Below are 18,954 nucleotides of genomic sequence, written 5' to 3'. Positions count from 1 at the left end.
ACTCGAATTACTGGCTGACCATAGTGCGTGGAGCTTCCTTTGCTTGGAATGGAACCTCCTCTAACAATGCGTAGATGGTGTCATTGGTGGTTTTGCCTTCCACCCGCGCATTGTAATCGAGAATCATGCGGTGACGAAGCACAGCCGGAGCCACGTATTTGACGTCTTCGAAGCTGGCATGGGTGCGTTCGTTCATGAGAGCTCGGGCCTTGGCGGCTGAGGCGAGTGAGAGTGCGGCACGCGGGCTGGATCCATATTTGATGCCGGCGGATGCGGTCGACTGGCCAGGGTGAGTGGCGTCTACTAAGCGCGCAATGTAATTAGCCACCACGTCCGGAAGGTATATCCGGCGGACCATCGTTAGAACCTCATCAAGCTGCGCGGGGTCCATCATGGAGACTACCTCAGGTTCCGTGCCGAGTTCACGGTGGTTGACGATTTTTTCCAAGGTTTCGACATTGTTACGGCTGACTTCAAGTTTGAAAAGAAAGCGGTCCAGCTGGGCTTCTGGTAGCGGGTAGGTGCCTTCGAGCTCGATCGGGTTCTGCGTGGCGAGGACAAAAAATGGAGCTGGCAAATCGTGAGTTTCTCCAATCACGGTCACGCGGCGTTCCTGCATCGCTTCTAGCATAGCCGACTGAGTTTTCGGCGAGGCTCGGTTGATTTCGTCGGCTAACAGAATGTTAGTGAATAGCGGTCCAGGCTGGAAAACAAACTTACGCTGTCCGTCTTGTTCCTGAAGCACTGGGTTGCCGGTGATGTCACCAGGTAGGAGGTCAGGGGTGAACTGGATTCTCTTGGCATCGAGATTCAGTGCTTTGGATAGGCCTTTGACCAGTTCGGTTTTACCCAATCCAGGCAAACCTTCTAACAAAATATGTCCGCGTGCGAGCAGTCCAGTGATCACCAAGTCGATCAGTTCCTCCTGTCCAAAGAGAACTTGGTTGAGTGTAGTATTGAGTGAGCGGACATGTTTGCAGGCAGCGGCGATCTCGGATTCAGTGGCAAATTGCATGGTAGGTAAAAGTAGTCAGAGTGAAGTTTAGGGAGTAGTTACTCGAAGAATTTTTTAAGGGCTTTTTTTTCCTCGGGGAGGAGGGAGTCCTTCCAGACGCGATCTCCGCCCTTTCCTTTAGCGGTGGCTTTGCCGCCAGCTGTCGGCCCCTGCTTGGTTTCATCGACTTCGTGTTTGTCATCGCTGGTCTCGAGTAAGTCTCCTGGGAGGGCTTGTTCTTTATTATCGTTTTTCAGTCTCTCCAGTTTGCCTTTACCTGCATCTGCATGGGGGGCTCCAAGAACATCAGGCGCGGTTCCTGGGCCACGGTTGATTCCGCCTTTGCCGGGTTTTTCAGCGTCACCGTCTTCACCCTCTCCCTCTCCTTCTTGATCGTTCATCCAGTCGTCTTCACCAGGCTGGTCGCCTTTTCCGCCATCTTGCTGTTTAAGTTTTTCAGCATGTTGGCGCATATTTTCACGCAGTTGGTCGAGCTGTTCTGGAGTTAATTGATCGAGCTGTTTGGGATCGAGTTTCTTTAACTGCTTCAGGAGTTTTTCGTTTGGCTTCATGCCTCCCTGTTCCATTTTCTTAAGTGCTTCGTCGAACTCGTTGAGGAGTCGTTGCTTCTTCTGTTCGTTCATCTTTGCACCGCCATTCTGGAGTTCGGCGAGGTTCTGTTCGGCTCGTTGCAGATTGTTTTTCAGGGCTTCCTGTTCCTTGGCATGATTCTGTTTCAAGGTATCCGTGGCCTCTAGGCTAGAGTGACTGAACCATTCATCCGGTGATTGCTCGCGAAGCTTTTCGAGCTTCTCACGCATTTCTTCTACGTAGTCATCCTGAATGACCTCTTGGTTGTCGAGCTGGTCCAGACTGGTGTCGAGTTCGCTCCATGCCGATGGCTCTTGAGCGGGATCCGATGCAATGGATTTAGCATGCACGGGGATCATAAACCCACAGGCGATGATCATGGCGGCACCGATCATTGGAGGAAGGAGTCGTTTCCAGTGCCAGCTTGTGCCGTCGTTGATCATAACCGGAACTGCAGGCCATGGGGCGATACCGTGGTCGGCAGCTGTCAGTGCGTTGCGAAGTCGCATGGCGGCTTCAATGCGAACCAGTGACTGCTTCGAGGATTCAAAATGGGCGCGTGCGGCAAGCCAGCATGCCAGCCCAGTGAGTGCCAACGCTACGATTGCTCCACCAACGAGTTGCATCCATGGCATAGCGTCCAACTCGCGCCTTAGAATCAAGATGCCGCAAGCGATAATCAACGATGTGATCAGTAAAGGAGTGGACAGCACTTGCAGCCACCAGCCGAAATTAATTTTTCGTGATGTTCTGCGAGCGATTGCACGCCATGTCTGTTCTTCGGCCATTTAAATGATAAGTCTGGAACCATGTTAGTGCGGAATTGGTTCTGGGCAAGATGAGAAGTATGAAAATCCGATGAAGATGGTACAAAAAAACGGCCCCGCGTGAATGCGGAGCCGTTGGGTAAATTCAAGTGCTGATTAGTGCTTGGCCCCTGTAGCAGGGAGGAAGCGGTAGTAAACTTCCAACATGAAGGTGGCCAGGCAGGTGCGGTAGTGGGTGGCCATTTGTGAGCCGCCTTGGAACTGAGGAGCTACAGCTTTAACCTTGGCTCCACCGCCAACATTCTTCCAGGTGCCGTCGGCGTTCTGGTTGTTGAGAAGTTGGTCGCGGAACAGATTGTTGTAATGTTCCCAGTCGGCACCGCCACGGTTAATCATGGCTTGGGCGTGGTAGTAGTGACGGTAGAGGTCTGCGTGCTCAGTGTTGTAGTCAAGCTTAGCGTTCTTCTTGATGTAGCGAGCGCCTTTGCGGACAACGGAGTCATGGCTCTTGTCCCACATCTGGAAGGCTAGCATGCCGCCACCGGTCATGGTGAAACCGACATCTCCGTGTGGGTTAGGGGATGCATATCCGACACCTCCGTCAGAGGCTTGCTTGCTCTTCAGGTAATCGAGGGCGTTGCGGATGCAGCCTTTGAATACTTTCTCTTCCCAGAGACCTGTGTGCTTGCAGGCTTTGAGCGCCTGGATGTGCCAAAGAGCGATGGATGTATCACCTCCGCGTTTTCCGGACATGTCGTATTTGTAGTCCCAAGCACCGGATGTGTGTTGGTGTTCAAGGATCCAGTCTCCAGATGCCTTGGTGGCTTCGTTCAGTTTTGGGATGTTGATACCGAGCTTGATGCAGAAGGTAGCAGCTTCGCCGAGTGCGTATGTGGCAATCGAGTGATCGTAGCACCAGTGGTTGTCTTTGAAGTCGTCAGCCATTTTACCGTTGTTTTTCATGCTGACGTTCACAAGGTAAACGATACCGCGGGTGACGGCGTCGCCGAACTCCTCGGAGTTAGGTGTTTCGCAGTGGCCGAGGAAAGCAAGAATGGCGAATCCAGTCATAGCGACTTTTTTCTGGCCGCACCAGCTGCCGTCGGCGTTCTGGGTCTTCTTGAGCCAGCGGAGTGATTTCATCACGGCTTCTTCACATTTCTCATTACCGCCGTTTTTAGCAAGGCGATTCAAGCGGTCGTCCTTAGAACAGCGCTCACGCATGGTAGCTGGGATGTTACCGAATCCGCCACCACCGCCATCGCCGTCGCCATTGCCCCAGCCGTCACCGAAATCGTCGCCGTTTCCGAAATCCGTGGATGGATCCGGAACGTCAACTTCGGGGACTGGAACCGCAGTAGGAGAGGTGGTGTTTGCAGCGATGACCTTGGCCATGGAAGATGATGGAGCAGAGGGCTTGCGCTCTACGGCACGTGTCATCTCACGCTTGGTGACTTTTTCTTTGTCATCGGCACCAGCTTGGTAAGAAACAATCTCAGGCGTGAAGTTGTCAATTGGCGGCAACAGCAAATAGAGGAGGACAATACCAATTAAAAGAACCACTAACAGTGAGATAATGATACTGGTAATGGTGGAATTGCGCTGTTGCGCGGCCAGGCGTGCCTGGGCTTCTGGTGACAGTTGGGCGTGTAAGCTCATGAGTTAATTAGGTGTTCGGTGTGAGGGGGGACTCCAAGTGGAGGGATGTGCTTTAGATGGAGAATATAGATCGGCCTTTCTAAGTGGCCAGCGTAAAAACGGGATATTTCAGATTCTTGGTGGAGGTGGTTTGGATGGGTTTGGTCATTGATAGCTAGTCGGTTGTGACTTGTCTTACAGTGGGACATTGAGTGGAGACGTCCGAGCTTGGGATCTTCTTAGGTGTTTTTTGAGTTTTTTTTTCAGGGTCTTGTCAGCGGGGTTGGTTTGATCTAGCAATAGCCCATGGATTTACGCGCAGGAGTAGCAGGGGCAGGAGCAATGGGGCGCAATCATGCGCGGGTTTTTTCACTATTAGAGGGGGTCGAGCTGGCCGCTGTCTACGATCAGGACAAGAAGCGCGCCGCTGATGTAGCCGCGGAATTTGGTGGAATTGCCGTTGATTCCTTGGACGCGTTCGCTGAGGTAGTCGACGCCGCCACCGTGGCCGTGCCCACCGTTGCCCACCGCAGTGTTGGCTGTGAGCTTATGGAAAAAGGGGTGGATGTGCTGATGGAAAAACCCATCGCCGACACACTCGACGATGCTACAGCTCTCATCGAAACCTCCCAAAAGCACGGCAGGATTCTTCAAGTAGGCCACATCGAACGCTTCAATCCTGTCATGCGCGAACTCGAAGATCGATTGAAGGAGGCTCGCTTCATCGAAGCCCACAGGCTTTCCCCATTTCCTAACAGGAGCATTGATATTGGTGTGGTTCTTGATCTGATGATCCATGATTTGGAAATTATTTTGCATCTGGTGCGCTCACCGATTGTTAGTGTTGATGCCGTTGGGGTGGCTGTGATGACAGCACGTGAGGATATCGCCAATGCGCGGATCCGGTTTGAAAACGGCTGTGTGGCCAACGTCACCGCGAGCCGAATCAGTCCCGAGCGGATGCGGAAAATCCGGGTGTTCCAAGGTGACTGCTATCTATCACTGGATTATCAGGAGCAGAGCGCGGGGATGTATCGTATGGGTAAAGAGGGGGTGGAGAAGGTCGAAGTGAATGTTGAAAAGGACGAACCACTGAAGCGAGAGTTGGCCTCATTCGTCGAGTGCTCTAAAAAAGGCAAAGCCCCGGAGGTCTCCGGACAACAAGGTGCCGCTGCATTGGATCTGGCGCTGGATATCACAAACCGTATTACCTCGAGCTTCAACAAATAATCCGCTACTTTAAAACGTGTGCACACGATGGTAGCCATTCAGGAGCCTTGACTCACGCTCTAACCAAGGCATCTTGTCCTCGTGGAAAAGTTGGAAATACCTCAAAAGTCGATCTACAGAATCTCGCTGTATAATCGGTGTCTCGAGCGTCTCCATGAGAATGGCCACGAGATGGTGAGTTCGACAGCGCTGGCCGCAGCTGCAGGGGTGAAGCCATCCCAACTGCGTCGTGACTTAGCCTATTTCGGCACATTCGGAACTCGAGGTCGGGGATATCCGGTTCAGGCACTGCGACTCGCCATTCACGAGGGCTTGGGTCGCGCTAAACTCCAACCCGTCATCATGGTAGGTGCGGGTAACCTTGGTCGGGCGTTGCTCCGCTATGAGGGGTTTAAAAAGGAGGGTTACGATATCCTCGCGGCCTTTGATGCGGCCGCTGCCACTCTATCGGGGAAAAGCATCCCTGTGCCGCTTCATTCATCTGACAAGATCCCCGAATTTGTCAAAGAGCACAAGGTGCAGATGGCGATCCTGTGTGTGCCCGCAGAACACGCCCAAGAGGCCGTGAACGTGCTGGTGGATGCGGGCATCCAAGGGGTGCTGAATTTCTCCCCAGCGGTGCTTCAAGTGCCCGCCGATGTGACAGTGAACAACGTTGATCTGGCGCTTGAGCTGGAGAACCTGAGTTACTTCGTCAGGAAATAAGTTTTTTTTCTGTGTTTTACCCAAGAAATTCTTGGGTTCCGCGTTTCACCTCGTAGAAAGTGCCTGCGATGGGCGTCAAAAACGAAAAAGATATGGCGGAAACCAGCTCAGAACTGGTCGAACGGGCGATCTCGGAATTCGAGTCACCCCTGATCGGCTACGCCAAGACCATCGTGCATGATCTCGATCGAGCTCGCGACGTTGTGCAGGACACTTTCATCCGCCTCTACCAGCAAGACGCCGGTAAGGTGAGCGATGGCTTGAAGTCCTGGTTGTTCACCGTCTGCCGGAATCGGGCGCTTGATGTGCTCCGGAAGGAGAAACGAATGGTGCCAATGGAGGACGAATTAATGGCCTCCCGCGATAGTGGGGTCGATTCCCCCGATACCATCACCTCCGACAACGAACGTGTGGAGTTGGTGAAATCCTACCTCGCACGTCTCCCTGAAAACCAAGCCACAGTGATCATCCTCAAATTCGAAAAAGGATACAGCTACCAAGAAATCAGTGACGAGACCGGACTCAGCACCGGTAACGTCGGCTTTCTCATCCATACCGGCATGAAACGCTTGCGCGAAATCCTGCCTGACGACCTTCAATAAATTTCCAAAAACACCCTGACCAACCACTGAGATGAAAATCGACGTCAATGACCCACGCATCACCGCATTCGCACTAGGCGAGCTCACCGGAGCTGACGCTACTGAGATCGCACGCGCCATGCGAACCGATCCACGTATCCGCAGTGCCGTGGATGAAGTGCGCGACACTGCCTCGCTGCTACACGATACATTAGGTGGTGGCAAAACCCACCTGCTTACCGCGGACCAGAGGGCGGCGGTGCGCAGCGCTGGCGAAGGGCCCAAGATCACGGATATTGCCAGTGCCAAAGTTCCGTTCTGGAAACAACCGGCGGTGGCTGGAATTGGCGTGGCCGCTGCGGTGGCCTTGGGTATTTTTCTAACAAACCGCCCCAGTGGTGACGCATCTTCAAGCGCGGTGACTGATAATCAAGCTTGGGACTGGTCACAGGTGGATCTGGAAAATCTAACATCGCCCTCCGTGGTGAATCATGGAGATCCATCGATCCCGACACCCAACGTCACCAACGACGAAGTAGCTTCGCACGACTCAGCCCGCTCTGTGGCGGCCGCCATCAGTGAGGACACACTCAGTTTCCGCAAGGAGCTGGAAAAAAGGATTAAGATCCAAGACCTTTCATCACCCGTCAAGCTGCCGGAATTGGTAGATAAGGGATGGGAGAATATTGCTTCGACAAGCTCTAATACCTTCCAAGTGCCACTTACCTCCGGCGCTGTCAGCTGGCCGTTGTTAGTGCGCTATATTAATGAGCGGAACGAACTACCTCCGAAAAACGCCGTGCGCATCGAAGAGTTGGTGAATCATTTTGACTACAAAACACCAAGCCAACTGAAGGGTGATGGATTGGTTGCAGACGTAGAGATCTGCCACACCCCATGGAATCCATCCACGATGCTTCTGGCCGTCCATGTTGCCGCAACCTCTGAGGCCGGACCTTCACCTTCAGCCTCGCTTGCTTTCGATTCCGACCATGTGAAGCGCGTGAGACTGCTCGGTTACGCTGGGAAAATAAGCCCGGCTGGCGACGCGACGGCTGCACTACGGCGCGTTTCCAAATCCCATGGGAACTACGTCATCTATGAAGTGGAGCTGAATCCCACTGCGGCAGAGTCGGACGCGGGCGCGGATGCCATTGTCACCTTGCAGCTGGGGAATAAGCCAAGTCAGTCCACCACGCTGGGAGAGAGTCAGGTCAGCAGTTGGCTCAATGCCAGCCCGGACTTCAGATTCGCTTCCACCGTCGCCGCCACCGGCATGCTGATCGCCGATACATCCACTCCCGGTGAACTCAGCGACGTCAGATTGCGATCCCTGATTTCGGTGATTGAAACCAAAGACGCGGGCTCCCTACCGGTGGAGAGAAGCAGGGCTTTGGAGGTCTTGAAAAAGGCGACTGGTTTAGTCTCTAAACCACACATCCCCAAGGGTTAGTATTTGACACCGTACAGGATAAAGACTACGGAAACAGCAACATGAAAGTGAAACACCTAATCGCCATGGTTCTCATGGCTGTTGCATTGCCGTCGCAGGCATTGGAGCAGCGAGAGTTCTTTAGCGCTGATAAGTCCAAATCCTTCAAGGCCACCTTGACTGGTTATAATTCCAAGACCAAGACGGTGACCGTATCCGTAGGCCCAGGTCGGTCAAAGCACTTCTCTCTCGATGTGCTTTCCCCTGAATGCCAGAAGTATGTGCTCGCAAACGAAGCCGGCCTAGCCATCGCCAAGAACGTTCGCCTCACGATCGAAGAGGACAAGGGACTCAAAAATGGCGATGAAGTGCCCACCGGTTACTCCATCGAGGTGCGTAATAATGGTAAAGTCACAGTCGATAACGTTTCACTGAAATACACCCTCTACTACGACCAAGGTGACCTTGTGAGAGGAGGCATTATCTCCAAGACAAAAGAAGGAACCCTTGCCACTGGTAAACTATACAGCAGTGACACCATCACGGTGGCTACTGATAAAGTAGGTATCGTGCGCAAGATCAAGGCCCCCTCTGGCGGCGGATGATGTGGTCCAAACGTACCTGGCGGTCGCCGGGTGGATAACATGATCGGTGTTGTTGTTGACGTGCTGGTTGACGGTGTGGTGGTCCGCTCGGACTCCAATAACCGGAACCTTTTGAACAAAGTCTTAGAAGACCGCACAAACACCGCATCACGCTAATTGATTCCAATTTTTATGAGCCTCGCCCGATCTTCCCTGATCCGGTGAGGCTTTTTTCTTTTAATCTAAAAGAAAAGCAGTATCCCTTGCCTGCCTCCGACCTGACCAAGTTCAGGTCATTGTTTTCTGTTCGCCCCAGACACTTTATTCGACCATGGCTAAAAAAATCCGCATTCCCATCAAATCAGCAGCCGACATCCGCAAAATGCGAGTCGCTTGTGAAACAGCGAGTGAAATTCTCCAGCTCTGTGCCAAGGCCGTAGCCCCTGGTAAGACAACGGGGGAAATTGACGCCTACGCCGCTGAATTGATGAAGGAGCGCGACTGCAAAAGTGCCTTTCTCGGCTACCGTGGATTCCCCGGATATATCTGTATTTCTCGCAACGAGGAGGTGGTTCACGGAATCGGCTCTGACAAAACCATCATCAGACCGGGTGACATTCTCAAAATCGATGTAGGCATCACCAAGGGAGGCTGGATCGGCGACAACGCCACTACCGTGCCCGCCGGCGAGATTGACCTCGAAACCAAACGCCTTCTCTGTGCCACCGAGCAATCTCTCTACGAAGCCATCGATCACGCCCGCAACGGTGTTCTCTTGGCCGATCTCTGTGGATCGGTTGAGGCGCACGTTAAACAATATGACTTTACCGTTGTCCGCGAGTTTGTCGGTCATGGTGTTGGTCGCAATCTTCACGAGGAACCCCAGGTTCCTAACTTCCGGCCCCACGGCCGTTCGCCCAAACTCCGTCCGGGCATGGTGCTTGCCATCGAGCCGATGGTGAATGCCGGCGTGCCCGATGTTACCATCCTTGATGACGGTTGGACAGTCATCACCAATGACAGAAAGTATTCCTCTCACTTTGAACACACCGTACTCGTGACTGAAGGAAAACCAGACATCCTCACAGCCCGTCCGCGTGAGGCTACAGAGGAGCTGTTAGGTATTTCGATGAATGGCTAAGTTGCTCATCGCCGGTTACGGCTTTCTCGGTGAGGCTCTCGCGAGAGAGTTCTCCGCAGCTGGTTGGGAAATAACAACTCTAAGCCGGAGTGATGAGGCTAATCTCCGCTGTGATATTTCTGCAGCGGACCAAGTCTCCGCTCTGCCAGGGAGCTATGATCTGGTGATCCAGTGCGCGGCCACGGGTGGTGGCGGGGAAGAAGGCTATCGGCGAGTCTATCTCGATGGTTCAAAAAACCTGTTAGGTAGATTTTCTGATGCTGAGTTTATTTTTGTATCCAGCACATCGGTATACGCGCAGGCGGATCACAGCGAGGTGGATGAGAGTAGTCCGGCTGAACCAACCACAGTCACAGGCAAGATCCTGAAGCAAGCCGAAGACCAAGTGTTAGCCTCTGGTGGCGCGGTGGCCAGACTTTCAGGACTCTACGGTCCAGCCAGATGCCACATTCTTAAAAACCTGTTAGCAGGAAAAGCCAAGCTTGATGGTCAAGGTGACAGGGTGATGAATTACGTCCACCGAGACGATGCAGCGCGTGCTCTGTCCATTATTTCGAAGGAAATGTCAGGAGAAAGTCGTCTCTATAACGTCTCCGCTGGTTCAGTCACGCAGCGTGATTGTTACCGACAACTGGCAGATCATTTCTCATTACCGATGCCGCCCAGCGTTGAGTCTGATGGCACAGTTCGTAAGCGGGGGAATAGCAGTAAATATGTCTCCAGCGCGCGTATCGAGGCGTTAGGATGGAAGCCTGCCTATCCGGATTTCCTTTCCTTGGCACTTGCCTGTGAAATAGCTTGATCGATTTCGTCAGCTAGGACTCTTTGAAACGGGGGCTTCCTCACTCTGAGCTTATATCTTTGTCTAGTGGCGTTTATCCGTGTAAAAAGAGCGGGGTGGCATGCAAGTGCAGCCATAAATCACGATGAAACAAAAGCCTGCTGCAAAATCAATCATTCCTGAGTCCTGGGCTGTACCGGAGTCCATGCACCACGGCATCGGCAAGAAGGCGGGCCGGCAAAAGATGATCGAGGAGGACGGTCACATTTTACTGATCTTACACCAACTGCCAGTACTTGGTGACGATGGCAGACGTAAGCGATCTCTGTTTTGGAGAAATCCTGAGGGCGAGTGGAAGTCAAAGCGACATGGCGACGGCATTGCAGCCCTACAGGAACACGTCGGGATCTTTTCAAAAGCAGTCGAGAAAGTGGATGCCAAGCTCGATGTCTCCACAGATGCGGGAGATTATTTGGAAGTGCTTCGCGCAGCCACACCTTTGCATCGTTCATGCCGTAACATGCTCAACGTGCTGGAACAGTTACGAGATGTTTTGCCGGCCGATGCCGATGTCATGTCCCTGCGTGACTGGGCTCTCGGTCTCGAACGATCGACTGAATTCATTGCATCAGACGCCCGTCACGGGATGGATTTCTGCATGGCGGAAAGCGCCGAAAGGCAGGCGCGGGCATCCAAGGAAGCTGGTGACGAAGCGCGGTTACTGAACCGATTAGTCGCCTTCTTCTTCCCTGTAGCCACTTTGGCTGCGATTGGGGGGATGAATCCCCCGAACGAGGTATTCGGCTCCACTCAAATCTGGATGATTCTTGGCATCGGAATGATTGCCGGCTTGGTCCTGCATTTTTCCAATGTGTTTTCCAAATGGCTTGGCAGAAGAAAACGCGAAGAGCAGCAGGAGGAGTAAACATTGGCCTTCCTCGCTGGACGCTGAAATACATATCTGATAGTTAGAAGTCTCATGCGCGCTCTTTTTCCTCTCGGTCTCTGTTGTTTTCTCACAGCCTGTTCCAGTCAGATGAATGAAACCCCGTCAGCCGGACCACAAGGTTCCCAAGAGCTACCGGTTTCCAAGGACCCCGTGCTAGCCAAGGCAGGACTTATTGAGATCGCAGAAGTTGATCGTTCGATCTTCGTCGACTTGCAGTATAAAGGAGCATCGCCCATCTCCACAGAGCCACTCTATTCCAGCGATTTTAAAGCACTACTGAAACCCGAAACCGCAGTGCGGTTGAAAAAGGCTAACAACTTGGTCAAAGGCCACGGCTACCGGATCTTGGTATGGGATGCTTACCGACCACCAAGTGCTCAGATGAAACTCTGGCATGCCTCTGGGCATAACGATACCTTTGTAGCCAATCCTAACAGCGCCCCATCCCAACACTCCTGTGGCACTGCGGTGGACGTGACTTTGGTGACGTCGAGAGGGAAGCCCGTAAAGATGCCAACTGGATTCGACGCCTTCACAGCCAACGCCGCCAGTAACTACACGCATAAAGACCCTGAAGTGCTGCGGAATGTGCAAATACTTCAGAGTGCGATGCATGCCGCCGGATTCTACCCACTGCCCGCCGAGTGGTGGCACTATATCGATAAAAATTACCACAAATACCCGGATACCATTCCTCTGAGTGCTATTCAGCCACAGAACTAACGCTACCCCCTAACCACGATGAAATCCGGATTGTTTCTAACATGTTTGTTGCTCGCTGTTCCGCCTCTAGCTAGCGCTCAAGTCCAGCCGCTGGTGGGCACTTACTTGGGGGACGGGCAGCGAAACTACTACGGCAATGTGGCTCCTTCTCGTTTAAGAGTGCATTGGAAAACTCATCTCGGGAGTGCTACGACGCGGGTGGGACGTGCGATCAAAAAGTGGAGTGGCACAGGCTGGACAGGTCAGCCGCTGGTGATTCGTGAAGGTGCGGAAACCTATTTGATCATCGGCTCACTCAGTCATCACATTAAGAAAATCAGGGCACGTGATGGCAAAGTGATCTGGAGCACGGATGTCGGAGATGCGATTAAGGGCACGCCTACTTTTGCAGATGTCGGCGGCAGTAACGCTGAAAACCGATACGTTTTGATCACCGGCAGCAGGATGGGGCGTAACTGTAATTTCCTAACAGATCCAGCGTATGGGCTGCATGGGGTGTCCTACATGACGGGCAAACACCTGTGGCGCCATAATCTTGTAAGGACGGAAAGCAATAGCCGCGATGTCGATGCTTCTGCGGTGATGATCGGCTCGAAGGCCTGCGTGCCACTGGAGAATGGATTCTTCACCGTATTCTCACCGAGTCCCTCGAAGACCTCGATGGTCAATGGATTTCCCGCACCAAAGATCTACAAGCAACTGAAGCTCTACACGCCTAACGATCTGGCCCGCTATGGAAGTGAGTTGTCTTGTGAGTCGTCACCCACTGTTTATGGTGGCAAGGCCTATGTCGCCGCCGGTTGTGGGCGGGTTTATGCCTGCTCCACTGGATGGGGCGGCATTGGCTGGACTTTGGATACAGGCGGGGATCTCAACGGGACCATGCCTTTGACCAATGACAGTCATCTTCTGTTAGGAATTGAGCGAGAGTTTATTTCGGGTCAAGGCGGAGTGATGAAGATCAAACCCGGCAAAGGACCTGTCTGGTATTTCCCACAGCCGAATGTAAGATTTTACGAGTGGGGCGGGGGAATGGTCGGCTCACCAGCGGTGAACCATCGGTATAACTCGGGTATCTCAAAGGACCTCGCCTGCTTTGTTGGTGTGGATGGCCGATTGACGTTGGTGAATCACAAGCAAGTTCAGCCCGGTGTCATGGTGGCTGGTCCGCGTGGCCAGAACCGTTACCCAACTCCAGTTGTGTTAGATCAAGTCAAGCTCCCCAAAGGCTCGATTTCCACTCCTCTTTTTGTCGGTAACCGCATCATCATTGGCTATGACAACGGCATGGACCTCTATCAGGTGACCGCCGCTGGGAAGCTGCAACGACTCGATCGTCTCTCAGGCCCAATGTTTGATGCCACTCCGGTCGTCTGGAACGGTCGTGTTTACGCAGGATCGAAAAACGGCTACCTCTACTGCTTGGGCAATTGATTCTGACTTCAGAGCGAGTCGGTATATTGAACTAAGCAAAGAAAAAGGGAGCTTTCCTCAGAAAGCTCCCTGATTGGTCAGAGTGTATGTTGAAGGTCTACTCGTAGGTAGGCTTCTTATGCATGGTGAAGAACTTGTTAGTAAGCATCATCGCATCAGGGTTGCCTGGGAAAGGAGTGGAGTCAGGAGGGCGGGGGATGTTTCTCCCGATGGTAGCATCTTCAGCTTGTGTGTTGGAGATGTTCACGGGTGTTCCGTTGCTAACCAAGCGGAAGAACTTGGGAGCTACGTTTTTATGCATGCGCAGACAGCCGTGGGAGGCTGGGAACGGCTTCATCCAGCCAGTGTGGAATCCGTAGGCTGGCTTGAACTCACACCAGTAAGGCATTGGGGTTCCTTTGAATGACCATCCGGCTGGCTTGTTGCGCAGATAGGCAGGACGCACAGTATTGCCAGTGTAGGCGTAGCCGTGTGTGTTCGCGCGGTGGTAGTGCTCTTTGTTAAAAAGGCGGAAGTTGCCGCGAGGAGTTGGGTTTGCCGCAGTACCAATGGTGACGGGCATAATCAGTAACGGCTTAGAGCCTTCCATGACGTAAGCCATCTGATTTTTGAGGGAAACCTTGACCCGAACCTTGGAAGGGTTGGTCGGCAGGGTGGCTGGGCGGTCGTAGGCTTCATACTGAGCCATGGCATTACCGCCACCAGGAGTCGAGCAGGAGGAAAATCCGAAACAGGCGAGAGCCGCCAGTACAGATAACTTGAGGATTGGGATAAGCTTTTTATTCATCGCAGCGGAATATTGTGGCCGCACAGAACGTTGCGCAAGAACGAATGTGTGACGAGAAAACGCACAACAGTCCGCTTGCCGCTTGCATTTCCTGTCAAAAACCCCCATGCAAACCCCGACATGAAACCTGATAGTATCCGAAAATACCGTGCGTTTCCTGCCGTCGACCTGAAAGATCGAACATGGCCGGACCGCGTCATTGACCACTCCCCGATCTGGTGTTCGGTGGACCTCCGTGACGGTAACCAGGCTCTACCCCAGCCGATGTCCGTGGAGGAAAAACTCGAGTTCTTTGCACTGCTTTGCCGTGTTGGTTTCAAACAAATCGAGATCGGTTTCCCTTCAGCCGCCGAGACCGAGTTCAATTTCTGCCGACGCCTGATCGAGGAAGATCGCATTCCTGATGATGTTACCATCCAGATTCTAGTGCAGACTCGTGAGCATCTGATCCGCCGCTCATTCGAAGCGATTGATGGCGCGAAAAGAGCCATCGTCCATATTTACAATTCCACCTCGCCGCTACAGCGCCGAGTTACCTTTGGTGACGCCAGCCGTGAGGAGATTCGCGACCTTGCTATCGAAGGTGCCAAGCTGGTCAAGGAACTGGTTCCCACCGTTCCCAATACCGAGATTGTCTTGCAGTATTCACCAGAATCGTTCTCCGACACCGAGCTCGATTTCGCTCTCGAGTGCTGCAACGAGGTGATCGAAATCTGGCAGCCAACGCCGGAGAAAAAGATGGTCATCAATCTTCCCGATACCGTGCAGTGGGCGACTCCTAACATCCATGCCGATATGATCGAGTGGATGGGGCGCCATTTGAATCGTCGTGACAGCATTGATATCTCTCTTCACACCCACAATGACCGCGGAACCGGAACAGCGGCCACTGAGCTCGGCCTGATGGCTGGAGCCGATCGGGTAGAAGGCACCTTGTTCGGAAACGGAGAGCGGACTGGAAACTTGGACATCGTCAATGTGGCCCTGAACATGAACAGCCACGGCATTGAGACGGGTCTGGATTTCTCCGATCTGACGGACTTGCGCGCTGTTTACGAACGCGTCACCCGCATGACTGTCAGCGAGCGTCACCCTTACGCCGGGGAATTGGTTTTTACCGCATTCTCTGGATCCCATCAGGATGCGATCAAGAAAGGTCTGGATCGTCGCAGTCGCGAGATCAAGGAGGATGCCGATCTTGCATGGGGCGTACCTTACCTGACGATCGATCCACAAGACATCGGGCGTTCCTACGAAGCGATCATCCGAATCAATTCCCAGTCTGGAAAAGGTGGAGTCGCTTGGATCTTGGATCGCGAGCACGGCTTAGAGCTGCCCAAGACCATGCATCCACAGGTCGGAAAAAGAATCTACGATCTTGCCGATGAATTGGGCCGTGAGCTGAACATCGACGAAATCCGTGAAGCCTTCTACGAGTACTTCGCCAATGTTGAGAAGCCACTCGCAGTCACCGACTACGAACTGGTGCATCACACCGACGAAAAGGGCATGGTCGATTGCATCGCAGAAATCGTTGTCAATGGTGAGACCAAGAGCATCAAAGGCAAGGGGAACGGACCGATCAACTCCTTCGTGCACGCACTGGAGAATGCCGGGCTCAAGGACTTCCATGTCACCGACTATCGCTCACACGCGGTGCGCGGTGGCTCTGACGCCAATGCCGCTGCTTACGTTCAATTACGCCACGATGATGGTCGTATTCTCTGGGGATGTGGCATAGACCCATCCATCGAGATGGCGGGTCTCAAGGCGCTTGTTTGCGCAGCCAATTTGTTTTCCACGACTTCAGCCTAACTAAGCGATGTTCAGATTTACAATATTTGGTGTAGCCGTCGAGGTAGAGCCGTGGTTCTGGCTTGTGATGGCCTACATTGGTGGTGGTTTCTACGCCCTGAAAAGTAATTCTCCTGATGCCTACATGGGAGTGCTGCTGTTCATGATGGCCGGATTTATTTCCGTGCTGGCGCATGAACTGGGGCACGCACTAACAGGATGGAAAAGAGGCGGTGGCAGTGTTTGGATTCGACTCTGGGCATTCGGAGGTCTTGCCTATCATCAGGGAGGTCGTCTCGACAGACGTAATCGCTGCGCAATGATTCTCGCAGGCCCCGGTGCCGGACTGGTTCTCGCGGCTATCAGCATCGCTTCACTCTATGTGATTTTTCCAGCTCCGGAGGCATTTACGAGAATGCTTTATTATCTCACCTACACTATGATTCCGCATGAATATATGCTGAACATTTTCCCTGATGACCGGCCGGTTTACGGTTTTCTCAATGCCATGGTGTGGGTCAATGTCTGGTGGTCGATTTTGAATTTGATCCCTGTCTATCCACTCGATGGTGGCCAGTTCATGGATCAGTTTGTGAAATCGCGGAAGAGGATGCATAAGATCAGCATCATCACCTGCATCGTGGTCGTCGTGATCATGATGGCACTGCAGATGACGATGGGACTGATCTTCTTTGCCTACTTTGCTTACACGAACTACATGGGGTATCGGGAGGCTAAATACTAGCCCTTTGGCAGCATCGATATGATCATCGAGAGGACGATCAAGAGGATGACTCCCATCCAGTAAATCTTGATACCTTTCATCGCCCAGGGTGCGTTTGAGTTTCTCAGTCCGTCTGCGACTAATGCAAATCCGTGAACGGCAAACATGCCAGTGAGGAAAATGCTGAACGGATTCCAGATCGAACCTGGAGGGAGAAAGAAGCTGAGCACAGTGCATGGCACATAGAGCCAAGCCAGCAGGTAGGCAGTGATACCGAACACACGGCCAAAGCGATCGTAGTCATGGCTGATGTATTTTCCTTTCACCCTGATAGCTCCTTGGTCGTTATGGTGATACTCAGCTTTCCGGGCCCCAGCGAGATCACGCAATCCTTTTTCAGGATTGGTTTTGCCGATCGTCTTTTTGAATTTGTTCAGATTCATGGGGTTCTCCTTGGTTGGCGTTAGAATATGTAAGACTCGTGTCAACGGCGATTACAATCGGAGGCTTGGTTTCCACCCGTTGATGACTATTGACCAACGGGCAGCACCGTTTATGATAGATGCATGGATACTTTCGTGAATATCGTCTCGCAGCCATTTACTTGGGGGCTGCTGGTAGGTTTGTTTCTGGTCATAATGACTTGGAAACTGATGCGTAAGGACGTGGCGATGTTGCGTAGTGAGAACGCCCGGATTTCTACCGAGAACAAGGAGCTTCAGGGGCATCTCAATACCCAGCTAAAAATCAATTCGAAGGGCAACGAACAGCTCCAGACTCAGCTCGATGAGCTGCGCGAACAGAATGAAAATCTGAGAGTGAATTTAAACACGGTAGGTCAGAAAGCAGGCCGCGCTGAAATGCGTCAGCTTCACCTGATGGAGACGGCCGTCACTGTTATGCGCGAGCAGGCACCCGGTTTTGCCCCTGCGTGGGAAAGAGCCATGCGCGATGCTGAAAACACGCATGAAGCAGCCCAAGGAGGTCTGAAAAAGCTCATGCGCAAGGTTTTACCAGGAGGTATGAGCGTGCCCGCCATTGAGTCCCGTGATGATTCGGAACACGAGGAAGCTTAATCGGATGGCGCGCCCAATTCCTGTTTAAGTGTGATCATTGCTTCTGGCTCTAATAGCAGCGACAAAGTCAGTTGTTCTCTTGTTAGAAAAAGTGCTTGGTTGAGCTGATTTGGCTCGTTCGCTTTTTTTTTCTCCATGAGTTCCTGAAGTAGGAACCCCTGATTGGTCGTAAGCGGTAGAAGGTTGCCCATGATCGGGAAATCAGGTGTGGCGCCACGAGGGAATCCACTCACGGTCCCGGTTAAGGGGTCACGTATTCGCGGGGCGATATCGTATCGGCCCGTTGGGACTTCGTAGAATCCGCTGCTTTGGCCCGTGTTGGCAGGCATCAGGATTTTTACCTGATCCTCGTTCAATGAACATGTCTCAAATATTTGATAACTCTTCAGCCATATCGAGGGGTGGCACAGAGCTATCATGACCGAGGCTGAAACAGGGAGGTATCTACGACCTTCGTGTTCGAATCCTGAGTCGGGTTTGCCGAGTTGGTATTTCTCCGCAAATGCGCTGAATTGTGAGTCCGCCAACTTAGCCAGATGGCCCTCCATTTCCTGAGCTTGAGAGGGCGATAGTGATAGGGCTCGGGAAAAAGATTTTACCACCAGATCGATCTGAGCGTCTCGAAACCGGCGCAGAGTTTTTAGATTGGTGGGAATGGTTTCTGAAAGTGATGCCTGTTTGACCTCATCGATGATGTCTTGCACCTCGGTCACCGTCAGTTGACGTTTGGCATCGGAGAGATAGATGAGGTGACTGGGCAGGTTTTGCTTTTTCCCCGCGGCCAGAGTGTTTCTTCTGCTGGTACGTGCCGACTTCTCGTTAGAGGAATGAGCGAGGTTTGCCCGACTGGCATTTCGACTGCTTTCGGCCGCAAGCGCATCCGCCCCAGAGCAACGTTTCAGTCCAATTCCCGTGGCCATGCATCCAAGGCCCAGCACAACCAAAGTGATGGACGACCATTTCGGCTTCCCTTTAGGCTGCCGAGTGTGAGCTGCGGTGGAACTAGCCATATTGTATCAATGA

At 52.7% G+C, this 18,954-nt stretch carries 19 protein-coding genes; 13 read left to right on the top strand and 6 right to left on the bottom strand.

The features are described 5' to 3' along the window. Nucleotides 1–7: 7 nt before the first annotated feature. The 3 genes from ACSPJT_RS07095 to ACSPJT_RS07085 all read right to left on the bottom strand — a co-directional run bounded on the left by ACSPJT_RS07095 (nt 8) and on the right by ACSPJT_RS07085 (nt 4,011). Nucleotides 8–1,015, bottom strand: coding sequence for an AAA family ATPase (locus tag ACSPJT_RS07095; protein WP_435895672.1), 1,008 nt, complete (start codon nt 1,013–1,015; stop codon nt 8–10). Nucleotides 1,016–1,053: 38 nt separating this feature from the next. Further along, a complete protein-coding gene (locus ACSPJT_RS07090) occupies nt 1,054–2,373 on the bottom strand; it encodes a hypothetical protein (protein WP_435895671.1) in 1,320 nt (439 codons plus the stop codon). 135 nt (nt 2,374–2,508) lie between these two features. Next, nucleotides 2,509–4,011, bottom strand: a complete 1,503-nt coding sequence (locus ACSPJT_RS07085) for a hypothetical protein (RefSeq protein ID WP_435895670.1) — start codon at nt 4,009–4,011, stop codon at nt 2,509–2,511. Between the two features lie 285 nt (nt 4,012–4,296). Here ACSPJT_RS07085 and ACSPJT_RS07080 point away from each other — a divergent pair, with 285 nt between their 5' ends. The 10 genes from ACSPJT_RS07080 to ACSPJT_RS07035 all read left to right on the top strand — a co-directional run bounded on the left by ACSPJT_RS07080 (nt 4,297) and on the right by ACSPJT_RS07035 (nt 13,550). Beyond that, on the top strand, nt 4,297–5,220 hold the full coding sequence (locus ACSPJT_RS07080) for a Gfo/Idh/MocA family oxidoreductase (RefSeq protein ID WP_435895669.1): 924 nt from the start codon (nt 4,297–4,299) through the stop codon (nt 5,218–5,220). A gap of 81 nt (nt 5,221–5,301) precedes the next feature. Next, nucleotides 5,302–5,925, top strand: a complete 624-nt coding sequence (locus ACSPJT_RS07075) for a redox-sensing transcriptional repressor Rex (protein ID WP_435895668.1) — start codon at nt 5,302–5,304, stop codon at nt 5,923–5,925. Nucleotides 5,926–6,017: 92 nt separating this feature from the next. Continuing rightward, a complete protein-coding gene (locus tag ACSPJT_RS07070; RefSeq protein WP_435895667.1) occupies nt 6,018–6,527 on the top strand; it encodes an RNA polymerase sigma factor in 510 nt (169 codons plus the stop codon). 31 nt (nt 6,528–6,558) lie between these two features. Continuing rightward, a complete protein-coding gene (locus ACSPJT_RS07065; protein WP_435895666.1) occupies nt 6,559–7,959 on the top strand; it encodes a VWA domain-containing protein in 1,401 nt (466 codons plus the stop codon). 41 nt (nt 7,960–8,000) lie between these two features. Next, the gene (locus ACSPJT_RS07060) at nt 8,001–8,543 is read left to right on the top strand and encodes a hypothetical protein (RefSeq protein WP_435895665.1); all 543 of its coding nucleotides are present in this window, start codon (nt 8,001–8,003) and stop codon (nt 8,541–8,543) included. A 310-nt stretch (nt 8,544–8,853) separates the two neighbouring features. Next, complete coding sequence (gene map / locus ACSPJT_RS07055) at nt 8,854–9,663, top strand: type I methionyl aminopeptidase (RefSeq protein WP_435895664.1); 810 nt, start codon at nt 8,854–8,856, stop codon at nt 9,661–9,663. Beyond that, nucleotides 9,656–10,465 (top strand): NAD-dependent epimerase/dehydratase family protein, encoded by an 810-nt coding sequence (locus ACSPJT_RS07050; RefSeq protein WP_435895663.1) that lies wholly within the window; start codon nt 9,656–9,658, stop codon nt 10,463–10,465. The genes map and ACSPJT_RS07050 overlap by 8 nt, the downstream gene beginning before the upstream one ends. A gap of 124 nt (nt 10,466–10,589) precedes the next feature. Then, nucleotides 10,590–11,369 (top strand): hypothetical protein, encoded by a 780-nt coding sequence (locus ACSPJT_RS07045; RefSeq protein WP_435895662.1) that lies wholly within the window; start codon nt 10,590–10,592, stop codon nt 11,367–11,369. A gap of 54 nt (nt 11,370–11,423) precedes the next feature. Continuing rightward, nucleotides 11,424–12,116, top strand: coding sequence for a M15 family metallopeptidase (locus ACSPJT_RS07040; RefSeq protein ID WP_435895661.1), 693 nt, complete (start codon nt 11,424–11,426; stop codon nt 12,114–12,116). 18 nt (nt 12,117–12,134) lie between these two features. Continuing rightward, nucleotides 12,135–13,550 carry a hypothetical protein gene (locus ACSPJT_RS07035; protein WP_435895660.1) on the top strand — a complete coding sequence of 472 codons (1,416 nt, stop codon included), beginning with the start codon at nt 12,135–12,137 and terminating at the stop codon, nt 13,548–13,550. Nucleotides 13,551–13,647: 97 nt separating this feature from the next. Here the strand turns inward: ACSPJT_RS07035 and ACSPJT_RS07030 are convergent, their stop codons facing one another. Then, nucleotides 13,648–14,337 (bottom strand): L,D-transpeptidase, encoded by a 690-nt coding sequence (locus tag ACSPJT_RS07030; RefSeq protein WP_435895659.1) that lies wholly within the window; start codon nt 14,335–14,337, stop codon nt 13,648–13,650. A 120-nt stretch (nt 14,338–14,457) separates the two neighbouring features. On the opposite strand from ACSPJT_RS07030, the gene leuA reads away from it, so the two are divergent. Continuing rightward, nucleotides 14,458–16,152, top strand: a complete 1,695-nt coding sequence (gene leuA, locus ACSPJT_RS07025) for a 2-isopropylmalate synthase (RefSeq protein ID WP_435895658.1) — start codon at nt 14,458–14,460, stop codon at nt 16,150–16,152. Nucleotides 16,153–16,159: 7 nt separating this feature from the next. Further along, a complete protein-coding gene (locus tag ACSPJT_RS07020) occupies nt 16,160–16,876 on the top strand; it encodes a metalloprotease (protein WP_435895657.1) in 717 nt (238 codons plus the stop codon). On the opposite strand, the gene ACSPJT_RS07015 is transcribed toward ACSPJT_RS07020, so the two are convergent. Next, nucleotides 16,873–17,298 (bottom strand): hypothetical protein, encoded by a 426-nt coding sequence (locus ACSPJT_RS07015; protein WP_435895656.1) that lies wholly within the window; start codon nt 17,296–17,298, stop codon nt 16,873–16,875. The genes ACSPJT_RS07020 and ACSPJT_RS07015 overlap by 4 nt on opposite strands. A gap of 123 nt (nt 17,299–17,421) precedes the next feature. On the opposite strand from ACSPJT_RS07015, the gene ACSPJT_RS07010 reads away from it, so the two are divergent. Continuing rightward, nucleotides 17,422–17,931: a hypothetical protein gene (locus tag ACSPJT_RS07010; RefSeq protein ID WP_435895655.1), complete on the top strand. Its 510-nt coding sequence runs from the start codon at nt 17,422–17,424 to the stop codon at nt 17,929–17,931. On the opposite strand, the gene ACSPJT_RS07005 is transcribed toward ACSPJT_RS07010, so the two are convergent. Further along, nucleotides 17,928–18,941 (bottom strand): hypothetical protein, encoded by a 1,014-nt coding sequence (locus ACSPJT_RS07005; RefSeq protein WP_435895654.1) that lies wholly within the window; start codon nt 18,939–18,941, stop codon nt 17,928–17,930. The two genes, ACSPJT_RS07010 and ACSPJT_RS07005, sit on opposite strands and share 4 nt — an antisense overlap. Nucleotides 18,942–18,954 lie beyond the last annotated feature (13 nt).

The sequence above is a fragment of the Oceaniferula spumae genome (assembly GCF_042849255.1).
GTDB classification, from domain to species: domain Bacteria; phylum Verrucomicrobiota; class Verrucomicrobiia; order Verrucomicrobiales; family Akkermansiaceae; genus Oceaniferula; species Oceaniferula spumae.
Note: the sequence above shows the minus strand (reverse complement) of the source record. Positions and strands in the feature narration are given on the sequence as shown.